Here is a 15736-nt window from a genome sequence, read left to right as displayed (position 1 = left end):
CTAGCCTCTCAACTCCGCCTCCGCGCCCTTCACGATCAGCTCCAGCCCGCGCTCGAACAGCCCCGCGTGGTCGCTCCGGCGATAAAACGCGATCGCCTCCGCCAGCGCCGGATAGGCCCGAGCCGCCTCATCCAGCCGCGCCTGCTCGGCCGAGCCGGTGATGGGCGAGGCCTGCTCCTCCAGCACGCAGCCGACGACGTAGCGGCTGATCGCCACGAACAGCTGCAGCGCCTCGCCGGGCGAGAACCCCGCCGCCGTCAGACACCGGATCTGGACCTCGACATGGTCCAAGTCGTCGGGCGCGGCCTCGGTGCCGGCATGGACCCGCGCGCCGTCGCGATAGGACAGCAGCGCGGCGCGGAAGCTCCTGGCGTTGCGGCGCAGGAAGTCCTGCCAGGTCTCGTCCGGCCGCGGCGTGCGCGCGTCCGAGGCCCGCGCCAGGATCTCGCCGTTGATGGCGTCCAGCAGGGCCTGCTTGTTCTTGAAGTGCCAGTACAGGGCCGGCTGCTGCACGCCCAGGCGCTGGGCGATGGCGCGTGTCGACAGGGCGTCGATGCCGACCTCGTTCAGGAGCTCCAGGGCGGTGTCCAGGATGCGTTGGCGGTCGACCTTCATATATCCCGATCTGAATCATCTTGACCTCGCGGCCGATATGAACTTTATCGCCGATAAAGGAATTTATCGATGATAAAGTTTGACCGCTCGAAAGCCGCCTTCGGCCTGATCCTGACCACCGTCGCCCTGGACGCGGTCGGCATCGGCCTGGTCATGCCGATCATCCCTCGCCTGCTGCGCGAGGTCGGCCATACCGGCGACCTGGGCTGGCGGTTCGGGGCATTCCTGGGCTTGTACGCCCTGATGCAGTTCCTGTGCGCCCCGGTGCTGGGCGCGATCAGCGACAAGGTCGGCCGCCGGCCGGTGCTGCTGGTCTCGCTGGCCGGGGCGGCGATCGACTATGTGTTCATGGCCCTTGCCCCGTCGCTGTGGTGGCTGTTCGTCGGCCGCGCCATCGCCGGGGTCACCGGGGCCAACATGGCCGTGGCCCAGGCCTATATCGCCGATATCACCCCCGAGGCGCAGCGCACCCGCCGCTTTGGCCTGTTCAGCGCCATGTTCGGGGTGGGCTTCATCCTGGGGCCGGTGATGGGCGGGTTCTTAGGGGAGGTCTGGACCCGCGCACCGTTCCTGGCGGCGGCGGCGCTGAACGCCCTGAACTTCCTGCTGGCCGTCTTGGTGCTGCCGGAGTCGCATGAGAAGCGCGGCGGCGTGATCGACCGCGCGGCCTTCAACCCGTTCGCCTCGCTGCGCTGGACCACGGCCTTCCCGGCCCTGCTGCCGCTGATGGCCGCCTTCGTCCTGCTGGCCATCGTCGGCGAGGTCGGCGGCACCATCTGGGTGCTGTACGGCGAGGACAAGTTCGCCTGGGATCCGTGGACCGTCGGCTTCTCGCTGGCCGGTTTCGGCGTCTTCACCGCCCTGGCCCAGGCCTTCGTGGCCGGCCCGGTCGCCGAACGGTTCGGCGAGCGCAAGACCCTGGCCATCGCCATCGTCTGCGACGCCTTCGCCTATGGGGCCATCGCTTTGGCCAACAAGGGCTGGATGGCGTTCGCGCTGCTGCCGTTCTTCTGCCTGGGCGGCATCGGCCACGCGGCGATCGCCTCGCTCTTGTCGGCCCAGGTCGGCGAGGACCAGCAAGGGCGACTGCAGGGCGTGATGGCCAGCCTGGCGAGCCTCGCCTCGGTGATCGGCCCGGTGGTCATCGCCCAGGTCTATTTCGCCAGTCGCGGGGTGTTCCCCGGCCTGGTCTGGGCGGTCGCCGCGGGGCTGGGCCTGCTGTGCCTGCCGATCCTGATGAGCAGGCCTCAAGGGAAACTTGCACAACAGGACTGACTGGGTCAGGGTTCCTCCCAAAGCGGAGGAAGCCCATGAAAGTTGATCGCCTGCCCAAGGTGCGGACCTCGCTGTCGCCGACCAACCACCCGTACATGACCGGCGCCTGGACGCCGCTGCACGAGGAGGTCAACGCCTGGGACCTGGAGGTGCTGGAGGGCGCCATTCCGGCCGACCTGGACGGCGTCTATCTGCGCAACACCGAGAACCCGGTGCACGATCCCGTCGGTCGCTACCACCCGTTCGACGGCGACGGCATGGTGCACGCGATCGAGTTCAAGGGCGGTGAAGCGACCTACCGCAACCGCTTCATCCGTACACGGTGTTTCGAGGCCGAGCAGGAAGCCGGCGAGGGCCTGTGGGGCGGGCTGATGGATGGCCCGGGGACCTCCAAGCTCCCCGGCTTCGGCGCCCACGGCTCGCTGAAGGACACCGCCAGCACCGACATCGTCGTCCACAATGGCGAGGCCATCGCCACCTTCTACCAGTGCGGCGAGGCCTATCGGCTGGATCCCCTGACGCTGGAGAACCTGGGCGTCGCGGCCTGGGCCCCGCTGGAAGGCGTCTCGGCCCACCCCAAGGTCGACGAGGCCACGGGCCAGCTGATGTTCTTCAACTACTCCAAGACCTGGCCCTACATGCACTACGGCGTCGTGGACGCAGGCGGCAAGCGCACCGTCTACCAGGGCGTGCCCCTGCCCGGCCCGCGCCTGCCGCACGACATGACCTTCTCGTCCAAATACGCGATCCTCAACGACCTGCCGGTGTTCTGGGACCAGGACCTGATGGCCAAGGGCATCCACGCCGTGCGCCTGCACAAGGGCCTGCCATCGCGCTTTGCTTTGGTGCCGCGCGAGGGCGGCGAGCCGCGCTGGTTCGAGGCTGCGCCGACCTACGTCTTGCATTGGCTCAATGCGTATGAGGATGGCGACGAGGTGGTGCTGGACGGCTACTTCCAGGAGAACCCGATCCCGCGCCCGCTGGAGACCGCGCCCGACGGCCACAACCACCTGATGGCCTATCTGGACGAGCACAGCTTCCGTTCGAAACTGCACCGCTGGCGCTTCAACCTGGCGACCGGCGAGACGACCGAACGGCATCTGGACGACCGGGTGCTGGAGTTCGGCATGTTCAACCAGAAATACGCCGGCAAGCCGTATCGGTATGCGTACTCGACCACGAGCAAGCCGGGCTGGTTCCTGTTCAACGGCTTCGTGAAGCACGACCTGGAGACGGGGGAGAGCTGGGAGATCCAGCTGCCCGAGGGCGTCTATGCGAGTGAGGCCCCGTTCGCGCCGAAGGTTGGGGCGACGTCCGAGGACGACGGCTATCTGGTGAGTTTCTTGATCGATGAGAACCGGGGGACCTCGGAGTGCGCGATCGTGGATGCGAAGAGCTTCCAGATCGTGTGTCGCGTGGCCCTGCCGCACAAGCTCAGCAGCGGGACGCACTCGGTGTGGGCGGGGCGGGAGATGCTGAAGGCCTAGCCCCTCTCCCCTTGCGGGAGAGGGTGGCCCGAAGGGCCGGGTGAGGGGTCGCGCTCCGCTATCCGGACAGGCCTTTCAACCCCTCATCCGTCGGCTTCGCCGACACCTTCTCCCGCAGGGGGAGAAGGGGAAACATGGTTAATCGGCCCTTTACCGTGTTGTGCGCATGATCCTCCCATGCGCCGCCCGCTGCTCGCCCTGCTGCTCCTGATCGCCACCCCGGCCCTCGCCGGGCCGGCCGCCAAGGTCGTGGCCAAGCCCAAGCCGGTGGCCATGGCCTCGCAGGTGCTGCCGGACACCCAGAACTACGTCCTGCCGCCGATGATCCCGCTGGCCTCGCAGCGCCCCGGCGGCGACGCCGGGCAGTGCCGGGCCTCGTGCGCCAAGCAGCTCTATTTCTGCGGCGTCGACGGCGACGACGGAAGCTGCGGCAGCCTCTACGCCCAGTGCGCCGCCTCGTGTAAGGCGACCTATGTCGCGCCGCGCTTCCGCTAAGGCCGAGCCCCCTAAGTAGCCGCCCAAGCTTGCCGCCGGGGTCCACGCGGCTATCGTGACGCCATGACCGCCCCGGCGATCCGTCCGCGCTTCCTGGCCAGACTGCTGTCCCTGCTGGCAGCGGTGATGCTAGTGGCCGCGCCGTTCCCCGCGCCGGCCATGGCCATGCCGATGGACTGCTGCCCGGACGCTCCCTGCCGCGACCTCGACAAGTCGATGTGTCCGCAAGCCTGCGCGGTGGCCTGCACCGCCATTCCGGCGCCCGCCGAGACCCTGGCCGAGCCGGTCGTCCTGGACGCCGCCCCTCCGGAACCCGGCGCCCTGCCGCGCCTGATCGGCCGCGACATCCAGCCGGAGTCGCCCCCGCCCCGTTGAGACCCGCATTTCCAGGACCACTCACATCAACCTGAAAATCGGAATCTCAAACATGAAACGCATCTTCTCGATCGCGGCCCTGACGCTGCTCGCCTCCGCCACGGCCGCCTACGCCGCCGCGCCGGAAGCCGTCCACAAGGCCGTCGAAGCCTGCTGCGCCCTGGGCGCGGCGTGCTGCAACGGCGGCCCCTGCTGCTAGGCCAGGCCGGAGCGCTCGCCCTTCGCGGGGCGGGCGCTTTTCCGCTTCCCCAAGGGCCGCTTGCCGGTTCGCATAACGCCGATACAGTCCTGAACAACGATAAGTCAGGAGGGCGCGATGACGACCAGGCTCCCTAAGGCGTGCGTCATCGGCGCGGGCTGCAGCGGCTTCACCACGATCAAGCGCCTGAAGGACTACGGCGTCCCCTACGACTGCTTCGAGATGTCCGACGAGGTCGGGGGCAACTGGTACTTCAAGAACCCCAACGGCATGTCGGCCTGCTACGAGAGCCTGCATATCGACACCAGCAAGTGGCGGCTGGCCTTCGAGGACTTCCCCGTGCCGAAGGACTGGCCCGACTTCCCGCACCACGCGCAGCTGTTCCAGTACTTCAAGGACTATGTCGACCACTTCGGCCTGCGTCCGACGATCACCTTCAACACCCGCGTCGAGACCGCCCGCCGCACCGACGAGGGCCTGTGGTCGGTGACGCTGTCGACCGGCGAGACGCGGCTCTACGACGTGCTGTTCGTCTGCAACGGCCACCACTGGGACCCGCGCGTTCCGGAATATCCCGGCGAGTTCGACGGCCCGGCCTTCCACGCCCACGCCTATAGCGACCCGTTCGATCCGGTCGACATGCGCGGCAAGAACGTCGTGGTGGTCGGCATGGGCAACTCGGCCATGGACATCGCCAGCGAGCTTTCGCAGCGGCCGATCGCGAAAAACCTGTGGGTCTCGGCCCGGCGCGGGGTCTGGGTGTTCCCGAAATATCTGAACGGCAAGCCGGCCGATAAGAGCGCCATGCCGGCCTGGATGCCCAAGGCGCTGGGGCTGAAGCTGGCCCGCTCGGTGATCAAGAAGACCATCGGCAAGATGGAAGACTACGGCCTGCCCAAGCCCGACCACGAGCCGCTGGAGGCCCACCCGTCGGTCTCGGGCGAGTTCCTGACCCGCGCCGGCTGCGGCGACATCAAGTTCAAACCGGCGATCAAGGCGCTGGAGGGCAAGCGCGTGCGCTTCGCCGACGACACGGTCGAGGCGGTCGACGCGATCGTCTTCGCGACGGGGTACAAGATCAGCTTCCCGTTCTTCGACGACCCGGCCCTGCTGCCCGACGCCGACCACCGCCTGCCGCTGTTCAAGCGGATGATGAAGCCGGGGGTGGCCAACCTGTTCTTCATGGGCCTGGCCCAGCCGCTGCCGACCCTGGTGAACTTCGCCGAGCAGCAGGCCAAGCTGGCGGCGGGGTACCTGGCCGGGAAGTACGCGCTGCCGAGCGAGGCGGAGATGGTTCGGATCACGGCCAAGGACGAGGAGCGCCACACGGGGCAGTTCTATGACTCGGCCCGCCACACCATCCAGGTGGACTTCAACGTCTCCTGCGCGGATCTCAAGAAGGAGATCGCCAAGGGCGAGGCGCGGGCGAAAGCTGCGGGCGGCAAGCTGCCGGTGGCGGCGCTGGCGGAAATCAAGATGGAGCCACTGCTCGCAAGTTGATTGTCATCCCGGCCGTAGCGTAGCGAAGAGCCGGGACCGCCACAGGCTCGGAGCTTCCGGCGGTCCCGGATCGGCGCGCTTCGCGCTTGTCCGGGATGACAGGACGGAACAATGCCCAAGATCACCTTCGACAAGGCCACCCGCACCCAGCTGGCCGGCGCTCTGTCCGACTATCTGCGGACCGAGCTGGATCTGGAGGTTAAGGGCTTCGACGCCGAGTTCCTGCTGGACTTCGTCAGCGAGACCCTGGGTCCGCACTACTACAACCAGGGCCTCCAGGACGCCCAGGAGCTGTTCCGGACCAAGTTCGAGGCGGTGCTGGAGGCGGTCTACGAGATCGAGCAGCCGATCAAGACCTGACTTCCCCTCGCGTAAACATTGACGCCCACCGCCAGCGGCGCATGCTTCCTGAACAACGATAAGTCGCCCTCCTCAACCGGGCGACGGGAGGAAGCTTGATGACCGACGGCTCCGCCGCCTTCGCCTTGCCACGGGTCTGCGTCATCGGCGCGGGCAGCTCGGGGATCGCGACCTGCAAGCAGCTGGCCGAAGCGGGCATCCCGTTCGACTGCTTCGAGGCCTCGGACCGGGTCGGCGGCAACTGGGTGTTCCAGAACCGCAACGGCATGAGCAGCGCCTATCGCTCGCTGCACATCAACACCAGCCGGGACAAGATGGCCTATTCGGACTTTCCGATGCCGGCCGACTATCCGGACTATCCGCACCACAGCCACATCGCGAAGTACTTCGACACTTACGTCGACCACTTCGGCTTCCGCGACCGGATCACCTTCCAGTGCGCGGTGACCTGGGCCAAGCGTCGCGACGACGGCCTGTGGGAAGTCACCCTGGAGACCGGCGAGAAGCGGCTCTACGACGCCCTGTGCGTCGCCAACGGCCACCACTGGGACCCGCGCTGGCCCGAGCCCAAGCCGCCAGGCCAGTTCACCGGGCTGGAGATGCACAGCCACTACTATATCGACCCGGCCACGCCCCACGACCTGCGCGGCAAGAAGGTGGTCATCGTCGGCTTCGGCAACTCGGCGCTGGACCTGGCCTGCGAGCTGGGCCGGCGCGAGAACACCGACGGGGTCTATCTGTCGGTTCGGCGCGGCTACTGGGTGGTGCCGCGCTATTTCGGCTCGGACGTGCTGGATTTCTTCAACAACCACCCCAGCCAGGACCCGCCGCTGATGGCGCGCCTGCTGCCCGGCAAGATGGTCGCCAAGGCCATCGAGAAGAAGATCGCCGCCGTGCACGGCCGGCCCGAGGACCACGGCCTGCCCAAGCCCGACCACGACTTCGGGGCGTCACACCCGGCCATCAGCCACGAGCTCTATAACCGGATCGGTTCGGGCGACGTGGCCATCAAACCCGACATCGAGCGGTTCGACGGCCGCCAAGTGTTCTTCAAGGACGGGACCAGCGTCGAGGCCGACGCGGTCATCTGGTGCACCGGCTACAAGATCACCTTCCCGTTCTTCGACAGCCTGGTCATCGACGCGCCCGACAACGACATCGCCCTGTGGAAGCGCATGGTCGATCCGCGCTTCGACAACCTGTTCATGGTCGCCCTGGTCCAGCCGCTGTGCGCCATGATGCCGATCGCCGAGGAGCAGTCGAAACTGATCGCCGCCTACCTGACCGGCCGCTACGCGATGCCTGACGCGGCGACCATGGCCCAGGAGCGCGACGCCATGCACCAGGCGGTGAAGTCGCACTATGTCGCCTCGGCCCGGCACACGATCCAGATCAATTGCGGGGAGTACGCCTACGACCTGCGCAAGGAGCTGAAGCGCGGGATCAAGCGGGCGAAGGCGGCCGGTAACAAACTGCCGATTCAACCGCGGGCAGCGAAGGTCTTGCGTGTTGCCGCAGAGTAAGGCTGTGATCGTGACGGGGCGTCACGAACGCTCCGCCTTCGAGTCGCGGTCCATGTCGAATATCGCCTACTTCCCGAAACCCCATGTCGACCAGCGGCCGGGAAAGCGGGAACGCACCAAGACCGCCAATCGCCAGGCGATCCTGGACGCCGCGCGCGAGGTGTTCGGCGAGCTGGGCTATGACGCCGCCACGGTGCGCGACATCATCCGCCGCACGGGTTTGGCCTCGGGCACCTTCTACAACTACTACAAGTCCAAGGAGGAGGTGTTCGACGCCCTGGCCGATGACGGCGCCCGCCGCTTCCGGCCGCTGCTGCGCGAACAGTCCGAGAAGGCCACCGACTTCGAGAGCTTCGTGCGCGGGGCGATCCTGGCCTATTTCAACTTCGTGGCCACCGAGCAGGAGGCCTGGCGGATCAACCGGCCGCCGGGCGAGCAGATCCCGCACGCCCGTCCGACGCCGGAGGTCACCGCCGTGTTCGACGAGGTGCGTGAGGCCTTCGCCCGCGTGCTGGAACACACCCACGCCCCGCCGGTCGACCTCGATTACCTGACCACGGCCTGCATCGCGGTGGCCCGCGAGATCGGCGACAAGATGCTGGAGCGGCGCCCCGTCGATACGGAGGGCGCGGCGGACTTCGCCGTCAAGCTGATCCTGGGCGGGCTGCCGGCCCTGCCAAGACTGTAAGAACCAAAGAAAACAACAAAGAGTGGGGAGTTAGTATCATGGCCTCGGACGCCGCCCAGAAGACCATCCTGAAGCTGATCCTGTCGCTGCCCAGCCCGGTCCTGCGGGCCATGTCGGGCGGCGGGGTCGTCTATAAGGGCGGCCGCACCCTGGACCCCCGCTTCCAGTTCTTCGCCCACGCGGCCAAGAAGATGCCGCCGATGAGCAGCGTGTCGCCCGCCGAGGCCGTGGCCGGCAGCGCCAAGGGCCTGGCCGCCGTGCAGGGTCCGCTGGAGCCCGGCGTGCGCACCGAGAGCCTGTCGATCGAAGGGCCGAACGGGGCAATCCCGGCCCGCGCCTATCGGCCGGAGAACCAGGACTCGACCGCGCCCCTGATCGTCTATGCCCACATGGGCGGCGGGGTGATCGGGGACCTGGAGACCTGCCACGCCTTCTGTTCGATCCTGGCGCGCATCGTGCGCACGGCGGTGATCTCGGTCGACTACCGCCTGGCCCCGGACCACAAGTTCCCGGCCGGGCTGGAGGACGTGCTGGCCGCCTATCGCTGGGCGCGGGACAACGCGACGCGCTTCGGCGCGGCGGCGGTCCCGCCGGCCATCGGCGGCGACAGCATGGGCGGCAATTTCGCGGCCATCATCGCCCAGGAGATGCAGAGGAAGGGCGAGCCGCAGCCGGCCGCCCAGATCCTGATCTACCCCGCCGTGGACGTGGCCAGCGAGACCGCGTCCATGACCACCTATGCCGACGCCTATCCGCTGACCCGCGCGACCATGGACTGGTTCATGGGCCACTATATGAGCGCCGACGCCGACCCGGCCGACCCGCGCCTGTCGCCGGACAAGACCTTGGATTTGGCTGGTTTGGCGCCCGCGATCATCGCCACCGCCGGCTTCGATCCCCTGGTCGACCAGGGCGAGGCCTACGCCAAGCGCCTGCAGGGCGCCGGCGTGCCGGTGCTGTACCGCTGCTACGACAGCCTGGCGCACGGGTTCACGGCGTTCACGGGCGCGATCCCGGCGGCGGACGGGGCGTGTCGCGAGATCGCGGGGCTGGTGCGGGAGACGTTCGAGAAGGCGAAGGTCTAGGCCGATGCGCGCTTACCGTCTCCCTTCCCCCTTTGATGGGGGAAGGGCGGGGATGGGGGTGACACCGCCGGACGATTGCGCGCGGTCGAGCCACATCCTGAAACGCTGTCACCCCCATCCCCAACCCTTCCCCCATCAAAGGGGGTAGGGAGCATGACAACGATGCGCGCCCTCGTTGTCGAGGATCTGGCCCCGGACTTCGCCGGCTGCGCCATCCGTGACGTCCCGACGCCCGCTCCTGGCCCCGGCGAAGTCCTGGTCCGCATCCGCGCCGCCAGCGTCAACTTCCCCGACCTGCTGATGACGCGCGGCGAGTACCAGTTCAAACCGCCCCTGCCCTTCACGCCGGGCCTGGACATCGCCGGCGAGGTCGCGGCGCTGGGCGAAGGCGTCACCAGCCTGAATATCGGCAACGCCGTGGTCGGCGGAGCGCGGCTGGGTGGGTTCGCGGAATATGCCGTGCTGTCGGCCGACGCCCTGAAGCCCAAGCCCGCGCGGCTGTCCTTCGCCGAAGCGGCCGCCTATGGCGCGGCCTATCTCACCGCCTATGTCGCCCTGGTCCGTCGCGCGCGGCTCGAGCCAGGCGAGTGGGTGCTGGTCCACGGCGCGGCCGGCGGGGTGGGCCTGGCGGCGGTGGATCTGGCCAAGGCGCTGGGCGCGCGGGTGATCGCGGCGTCCGCCTCTGACGAGAAGCTGGCGCAGGTCCAGGCGCTGTACGCCCCTGACGCCACCGTCAACGTCACCAGCGGCTTCCGCGAGCGCGTGAAAGAGATCACCGGCAGCCACGGGGCCGACGTGATCTACGACCCCGTGGGCGGCGACGTGTTCGACGAGAGCGTCCGCTGCATCGCCTTTGACGGGCGGTTGCTGGTGATCGGCTTCACCTCGGGGCGGATCCCGACGGTCTCGGTCAACATGCTGCTGATCAAGGGCTTCTCGGTCATGGGCGTGCGAGCGGGCGAGTACGGCCGGCAATTCCCGGACAAAGGCCGCGAGAACGGCGAGGCGATCTGGAAAATGGCCGACGAGGGCGTCATAAGGCCCCACGTCCACGCCGAGCTACCGCTGGATCGCTGGCGGGAAGCCTTCGAGCTGCTGGCCGGACGCAAGGTGGTGGGCAAGGCGGTGATTGTTCCCTGAACCTCCCCCTCCCCCGACCATCCCCGCGAAAGCGGGGATCCAAGCAGTGTCGGACGGGAAGCGCGGAGGACCGATCAAGCTCGGCTTGGATCCCCGCTTTCGCGGGGATAGTCGGATTGGGGTTGGAGCGGGTTTGGGAAACTTCCTAACCCTCTGAACCGACTCAGGTTGACATCCCTCGCCCGTTCTTTTATCCACCGCCCCTCACTCGCGGAGCCCTTGGCCTCGCGTCCAACGTTTATGCATTTCGGAGCCACGTCGTGAAGCGCACCTTCCAGCCGTCGAAGCTCGTGCGTGCTCGCCGTCACGGCTACCGCGCGCGTATGGCCACCAAGAACGGTCAAAAGATCGTCGCGCGTCGCCGCGCCAAGGGCCGCAAGCGCCTGACCGCCTAATTTCTCTTCCTCCCCCGGGAGGCAAGACGATGATCAAAGCCGCCTTTTCCACAGACCTGGTTTCAGGTTCTCGCCGGAAAGGCGGCTTTTTTCATGGCTGACGCCCAAGAAGCCCTGAAGTTCGAGCGGCTGCGCAAGCGCCCCGACTTCCTGCTGGCGGCCAAGGCCCCGGCCCTGTCGCGCGGCGCGGTCTTCATCCAGATGCGCAAGCGCCCCGACGACGAAGACCCCACGGTCCGGGTCGGCTTCACCGCCACCAAGAAGATCGGCGGGGCCGTCGACCGAAATCGCGCCAAACGCCGCCTCAGAGAGGCCGCCAGGCTGGTGCTACCCCTTCATGCGCGCCCTTCGCACGACTATGTGTTCATCGCCCGAGGCGGGACGACCGCCCGCGAATGGGGGCGTTTGCTTGACGACGTCAAAACCGCGCTGATAAGCCTCGCCGCCGAGTACGATCGCGGAGGAGCCAAGGTTCCCCAACGTCGCCCCGGCGCCCCATCTCAAGACGCCTCTTCCCAACAACCCGATCCCAAAGTTTCCGGTTAAGCGCTCCATGCAGAACGACAACAAAAACACGCTGATGTTCATCGTCAGCGCGTTCGCGATCCTGATCGGGTACCAGTTCTTCGTCCTGGGTCCGCAGCAGCGTAAGGCCGAGGCCGAGGCGCGCGCCAAGAAGGCGGTCGCCGCCCAGGTGGCGAGCCAGCCCGGCGTGACCCTGGACGCCAATGGCAACCCCGCGCCGCTGCGCCTGTCGCGTGATGTGGCCAAGGCGGCCAGCCCGCGCGTTCCCGTCGACACCCCGGCCCTGTCGGGCTCGATCGCCCTGAAGGGCGGCCGCATCGACGACCTGTTCCTGCGCAAGTACGCCGAGACCACCGACAAGAATTCGCCGCCGGTCGAGCTCTTCCGCCCCGAGGGCGCCGAGCACGCCTGGTTCGCCGATTTCGGCTGGGCCGGCGCCAACCTGCCCGGCCTGCCTGACAGCCGCACCGTCTGGACCGCCGCGCCGGGCCAGGTGCTGCGTCCGACCACGCCCGTCACCCTGACCTTCGACAACGGCGCGGGCCTGATCTTCACCCGCGTGATCTCGGTCGACGCCGACGCGATGTTCACCGTCACCGACAGCGTCAAGAACAACGGGACCGCCGCCTTCCAGCTGGCCCCCTACGCCACCGTCCAGCGCCAGGGCATCACCGACCACCTGGGCAAGACCCAGATCGTCCACGAAGGCGCCATCGGCGTGCTGGGCTCGGGCAAGGACCAGAAGCTTGAGCTGAACAAGTACGGGAAGTGGAAGAAGGACAAGCCGCTCACGACCTTCGACTCGGTCGGCGGCTGGGCCGGCATCACCGACAAGTACTGGCTGGCGGCCCTGGTCCCGAGCCAGGACCAGGCCATCAAGGCCCAGTACCGCATGACCGCGGTCGGCGGCACCGATGTCTATGACGTCAACATCGTCGGCCCGACCCAGGCCCTGAACCCGGGCGCGACCCTCACTCAGAAGACCCGCCTGTTCGCCGGCGCCAAGACCGTGCCGCTGCTGCGCAAGTACGAGTACAATGGCCAGGCGCCCGAGTGGTGGAAGTTCTGGGACGACCGCAAGGCCGAGATCCCGCGCTTCGACTGGGCCGTGGACTGGGGCATGTTCTCCATGTTCACCCGTCCGATCTTCAACATCCTAGAGATCTTCTATCGCCTGGTCGGCAACTTCGGTCTGGCCATCATGCTGCTGACCGTCGTGCTCAAGCTCGTCCTCTATCCGATGGCGGACAAGAGCTATGAGAGCATGGCCAAGATCAAGAAGATCCAGCCCGAGGTCGAGAAGCTCAAGGCCAAGCACAAGGACGACCCGACCAAGCAGCAGCAGGAAATGATGCAGCTGTATGCGAAGGAGAAGATCAATCCGATGATGGGCTGCCTGCCCATGCTGGTGCAGATCCCGGTCTTCTACTCGCTGTACAAGGTGCTGACCGTTACGATCGAAATGCGCCACGCGCCGTTCTTCGGCTGGATCCACGACCTGTCGTCGCGCGATCCGACGACGATCTTCAACCTGTTCGGCGCGATCCCGTGGGATCCGGCGTCGGCCCCGCTGATCGGCGCCTTCCTGGGCACCACCCTGCACATCGGCGTCTGGCCGTTGCTGTACGGCTTCACGATGTGGCTGACGACGGCGATGAACCCGCCGGCCGGCGACCCCATCCAACAGCGGATCTTCCAGCTGTTCCCGATCATCTTCACCTTCACCCTGTCGCAGTTCGCGGTGGGCCTGGTGATCTACTGGTGCTGGTCGAACATCCTGACCATCATCCAGCAGTACATCATCATGCGCCGCTACCAGGTCGAGAACCCGATCGACAAGATCATCGCTCGCCTGCAGGGCAAGCCCGCGAACGCAACGACTTGATGACCGACGAACCCACCATCCAGCCCGACTTCTCGGACAAGTCCGGGTTCACGGAAGAGCAGATCGAGACGGCGCGGGTTTTCTTCGCCCAGCCCGTCTCGTTCATGATGGGCGCGGTGCGCATGGACACCATGCCCGCGCCCGACCTGCCGGAAGTGGCCTTCGCGGGCCGCTCCAACGTCGGCAAGTCCAGCCTGATCAACGGGCTGGTGGGGCAGAAGTACCTGGCCCGCGCCTCGAACGAGCCGGGCCGCACGCGGGAGATCAACTTCTTCCTGCTGGCCGAACAGGTGCGCCTGGTCGACCTGCCCGGCTACGGCTTCGCGCGCGTCTCGCGCTCGATCGCCGACAAGTTCCAGGACCTGGGCCGCGCCTATCTGCGCGGTCGTCCGAACCTGAAGCGCGTCTATGTGCTGATCGACGCCCGCCATGGCCTGAAGAAGGTCGACCTGGAGGCGCTGGACGCCCTGGACGTGGCGGCCGTCAGCTACCAGATCGTCCTGACCAAGGCCGACAAGATCAAGCCGCACGAGGTCGACAAGGTCGTGGCCGAGACGCTGAAGGCGATCTCCAAGCGCGCCGCCGCCTTCCCCCGCGTGCTGGCCACCTCGTCCGAAAAGGGCCTGGGCATGCCGGAGCTGCGCGCGGAAATCGTGCGGCTGTGTATCGACGAGTGAACTAACGGCCCCACTCATGCCGTCATCCCGCGCTTTATGCGCGGGACCCATTGTTCAGCTTCCACGTGAGAGCGAACTTCCGCTCCGCACCTGCGACCGACAGATGGGTCCCGCGCATAAAGCGCGGGATGACGGGGTTGTTGGGGATATGTTTGAGCTATTAACCGTGCGCTAGGGTTCGATCGCCAGAACCCCCGCCTTCCCATTTCGTAGATTGAAGCCGCCATGACCCGCCACGAACTCAAGACCTGGCCCAAATATTTCGCCGCCGTGCGCTCGGGCCAGAAGCGCTTCGAGATCCGCCGCAACGACCGCGACTTCAAGGTCGGCGACATCCTGGTGCTGTCGGAGTTCGATCCGGAGACCGACAGCTATACCGGCCAGACCGAAGAGCGGCAGGTGACCTTCCTGCTGTCGGAAGAAGACTATGGCGGCGTCATCCACGGCTTCGTGGCCATCGGCTTTGGTGAAGTGGCCCCGCATCCGGACGCCGACGCCGAGGTCACCGCCGAAAGCCTGGCGACCTGGCACGAGACCGCCGCCTCCAACGCCGCCCTGCGCGCCCAGGAGGCCCGCAAGGTCTCCGAAAGCTACGCCGCCAGCAATATGGGCGTGGCCCGCGACCGCCACGGCGCCGTGGCCGACCTGGCCGCCGCCGAGGCCGGCTTCCACGCCGCCGCGGCCCGGATCGTCCGCAAGGGCTGATCCAGCGCAGCGCGCACAGAAAAGGCCGCCGAGGTTGCCCTCGGCGGCCTTTTCTTTGGTCTGGCGGAAGAGGCTTAAGCCGCTTCGCGGATCACGGTCGGGAAGACGTCGTCCATGCGCAGATAGGTGATCAGGCGGTTTTCCATCGAGATGATGGCCTGGATGTAGCGCAGCTCTTCCACGCCGACGTCCGGGGCCGGCTGCAGGCTGTCGCGCGGCACGGTGAAGGTTTCCGACACGGCGTCGACCAGGATGCCGGCCAGGCGGTCCTGGCACTCGACGACCACGATCACGTGGCGGGTCTCGGGGATGGTGACGCCCAGGCCCAGGCGGTTGCGCAGGTCGATGACCGGCATGATCGCGCCGCGCAGGTTGATGACGCCGCGCATATAGGCCGGGGCGTGCGGGATCGGGGTGGCCGGGGTCCAGCCGCGGATTTCGCGGACCGTCTTCACGTCGATGCAGAATTCCTGCTCGCCGATGCAGAACGAGATCAGTTCCAGCGCGGGCGCGGTGTTGTCGGTCATGGTCGTAGTCCCCGGATCGATGACTTGCCCGGAGCGGCGCGTTCGGCGCGCTCCCGTGGCTGGATGCCAGAAGAGCCCGAAGCGCCTTTAACAACCGTTAAGGCTGAGCGCGAAGGGGCGCGGTGCAATGTCGCGCCCCCTCAAAGCGGGTGCTACGGCGCGTCCAGCCCCTCGTCGCCCTCGTCCGACAGGTTGAACTCGTACCAGATGCCGTTCAGCACGCCGAAGCCGACGGCGAGGCCCAGGCCCAGGATCCAGGTGAAGTACCACATGCTCAGGC

The 15736-nt window shown here is 67.2% G+C and carries 19 protein-coding genes and 1 pseudogene; 17 read left to right on the top strand and 3 right to left on the bottom strand.

The genetic code is table 11. The annotated features are described in order from the left end of the window. Positions 1 to 615 carry a tetracycline resistance transcriptional repressor TetR gene (gene tetR, locus AC1RRR_RS15585; protein WP_492814437.1) on the bottom strand — a complete coding sequence of 205 codons (615 nt, stop codon included), beginning with the start codon at positions 613 to 615 and terminating at the stop codon, positions 1 to 3. A gap of 69 nt (positions 616 to 684) precedes the next feature. Here tetR and tet point away from each other — a divergent pair, with 69 nt between their 5' ends. The 17 genes and pseudogenes from tet (at position 685) to AC1RRR_RS15500 (ending at position 14929) form a co-directional block, all read left to right on the top strand. Beyond that, on the top strand, positions 685 to 1890 hold the full coding sequence (tet, locus tag AC1RRR_RS15580) for a Tet(A)/Tet(B)/Tet(C) family tetracycline efflux MFS transporter (protein WP_492814435.1): 1206 nt from the start codon (positions 685 to 687) through the stop codon (positions 1888 to 1890). 35 nt (positions 1891 to 1925) lie between these two features. Beyond that, positions 1926 to 3377 carry a carotenoid oxygenase family protein gene (locus tag AC1RRR_RS15575; RefSeq protein WP_492814433.1) on the top strand — a complete coding sequence of 484 codons (1452 nt, stop codon included), beginning with the start codon at positions 1926 to 1928 and terminating at the stop codon, positions 3375 to 3377. Between the two features lie 177 nt (positions 3378 to 3554). After that, positions 3555 to 3872: a hypothetical protein gene (locus tag AC1RRR_RS15570; protein ID WP_492814431.1), complete on the top strand. Its 318-nt coding sequence runs from the start codon at positions 3555 to 3557 to the stop codon at positions 3870 to 3872. Positions 3873 to 3935: 63 nt separating this feature from the next. Beyond that, a complete protein-coding gene (locus tag AC1RRR_RS15565; protein ID WP_492814430.1) occupies positions 3936 to 4247 on the top strand; it encodes a hypothetical protein in 312 nt (103 codons plus the stop codon). Positions 4248 to 4299: 52 nt separating this feature from the next. Continuing rightward, a complete protein-coding gene (locus tag AC1RRR_RS15560) occupies positions 4300 to 4446 on the top strand; it encodes a hypothetical protein (RefSeq protein ID WP_492814428.1) in 147 nt (48 codons plus the stop codon). A 117-nt stretch (positions 4447 to 4563) separates the two neighbouring features. Then, a complete protein-coding gene (locus tag AC1RRR_RS15555) occupies positions 4564 to 5946 on the top strand; it encodes a flavin-containing monooxygenase (protein WP_492814426.1) in 1383 nt (460 codons plus the stop codon). A 111-nt stretch (positions 5947 to 6057) separates the two neighbouring features. Then, entirely contained in the window at positions 6058 to 6306 is a 249-nt protein-coding gene (locus AC1RRR_RS15550; protein WP_492814424.1) for a DUF2164 domain-containing protein, read from the top strand. A 98-nt stretch (positions 6307 to 6404) separates the two neighbouring features. Further along, complete coding sequence (locus tag AC1RRR_RS15545; protein WP_492814422.1) at positions 6405 to 7829, top strand: flavin-containing monooxygenase; 1425 nt, start codon at positions 6405 to 6407, stop codon at positions 7827 to 7829. A 52-nt stretch (positions 7830 to 7881) separates the two neighbouring features. Next, complete coding sequence (locus AC1RRR_RS15540) at positions 7882 to 8517, top strand: TetR/AcrR family transcriptional regulator (protein ID WP_492814420.1); 636 nt, start codon at positions 7882 to 7884, stop codon at positions 8515 to 8517. Between the two features lie 38 nt (positions 8518 to 8555). Next, the gene (locus AC1RRR_RS15535) at positions 8556 to 9602 is read left to right on the top strand and encodes an alpha/beta hydrolase (RefSeq protein ID WP_492814418.1); all 1047 of its coding nucleotides are present in this window, start codon (positions 8556 to 8558) and stop codon (positions 9600 to 9602) included. A 162-nt stretch (positions 9603 to 9764) separates the two neighbouring features. Beyond that, positions 9765 to 10742: an NADPH:quinone oxidoreductase family protein gene (locus tag AC1RRR_RS15530; RefSeq protein WP_492814416.1), complete on the top strand. Its 978-nt coding sequence runs from the start codon at positions 9765 to 9767 to the stop codon at positions 10740 to 10742. Between the two features lie 260 nt (positions 10743 to 11002). After that, on the top strand, positions 11003 to 11137 hold the full coding sequence (rpmH, locus tag AC1RRR_RS15525) for a 50S ribosomal protein L34 (protein WP_012284717.1): 135 nt from the start codon (positions 11003 to 11005) through the stop codon (positions 11135 to 11137). Between the two features lie 93 nt (positions 11138 to 11230). Then, positions 11231 to 11683, top strand: a complete 453-nt coding sequence (gene rnpA, locus AC1RRR_RS15520) for a ribonuclease P protein component (RefSeq protein WP_492814413.1) — start codon at positions 11231 to 11233, stop codon at positions 11681 to 11683. Positions 11684 to 11690: 7 nt separating this feature from the next. Next, positions 11691 to 13547, top strand: a complete 1857-nt coding sequence (gene yidC / locus AC1RRR_RS15515; RefSeq protein ID WP_492814411.1) for a membrane protein insertase YidC — start codon at positions 11691 to 11693, stop codon at positions 13545 to 13547. After that, positions 13547 to 14224 carry a ribosome biogenesis GTP-binding protein YihA/YsxC gene (gene yihA, locus AC1RRR_RS15510; protein ID WP_492814409.1) on the top strand — a complete coding sequence of 226 codons (678 nt, stop codon included), beginning with the start codon at positions 13547 to 13549 and terminating at the stop codon, positions 14222 to 14224. Before yidC ends, yihA begins: the two co-directional genes overlap by 1 nt. Before the next feature lie 49 nt (positions 14225 to 14273). Next, positions 14274 to 14357: pseudogene (locus AC1RRR_RS15505) on the top strand (hypothetical protein); the annotation flags it as partial. A gap of 92 nt (positions 14358 to 14449) precedes the next feature. Beyond that, positions 14450 to 14929, top strand: coding sequence for an ASCH/PUA domain-containing protein (locus AC1RRR_RS15500; RefSeq protein WP_492814407.1), 480 nt, complete (start codon positions 14450 to 14452; stop codon positions 14927 to 14929). Between the two features lie 74 nt (positions 14930 to 15003). On the opposite strand, the gene AC1RRR_RS15495 is transcribed toward AC1RRR_RS15500, so the two are convergent. Next, the gene (locus tag AC1RRR_RS15495) at positions 15004 to 15456 is read right to left on the bottom strand and encodes a chemotaxis protein CheW (protein WP_454714141.1); all 453 of its coding nucleotides are present in this window, start codon (positions 15454 to 15456) and stop codon (positions 15004 to 15006) included. A 152-nt stretch (positions 15457 to 15608) separates the two neighbouring features. After that, positions 15609 to 15728: a cytochrome bd-I oxidase subunit CydX gene (gene cydX, locus AC1RRR_RS15490; RefSeq protein ID WP_291871791.1), complete on the bottom strand. Its 120-nt coding sequence runs from the start codon at positions 15726 to 15728 to the stop codon at positions 15609 to 15611. Between the last annotated feature and the right edge of the window lie 8 nt (positions 15729 to 15736).

The sequence above is a fragment of the Caulobacter sp. GW821-FHT12D05 genome (assembly GCF_058807295.1).
Note: the sequence above shows the minus strand (reverse complement) of the source record. Positions and strands in the feature narration are given on the sequence as shown.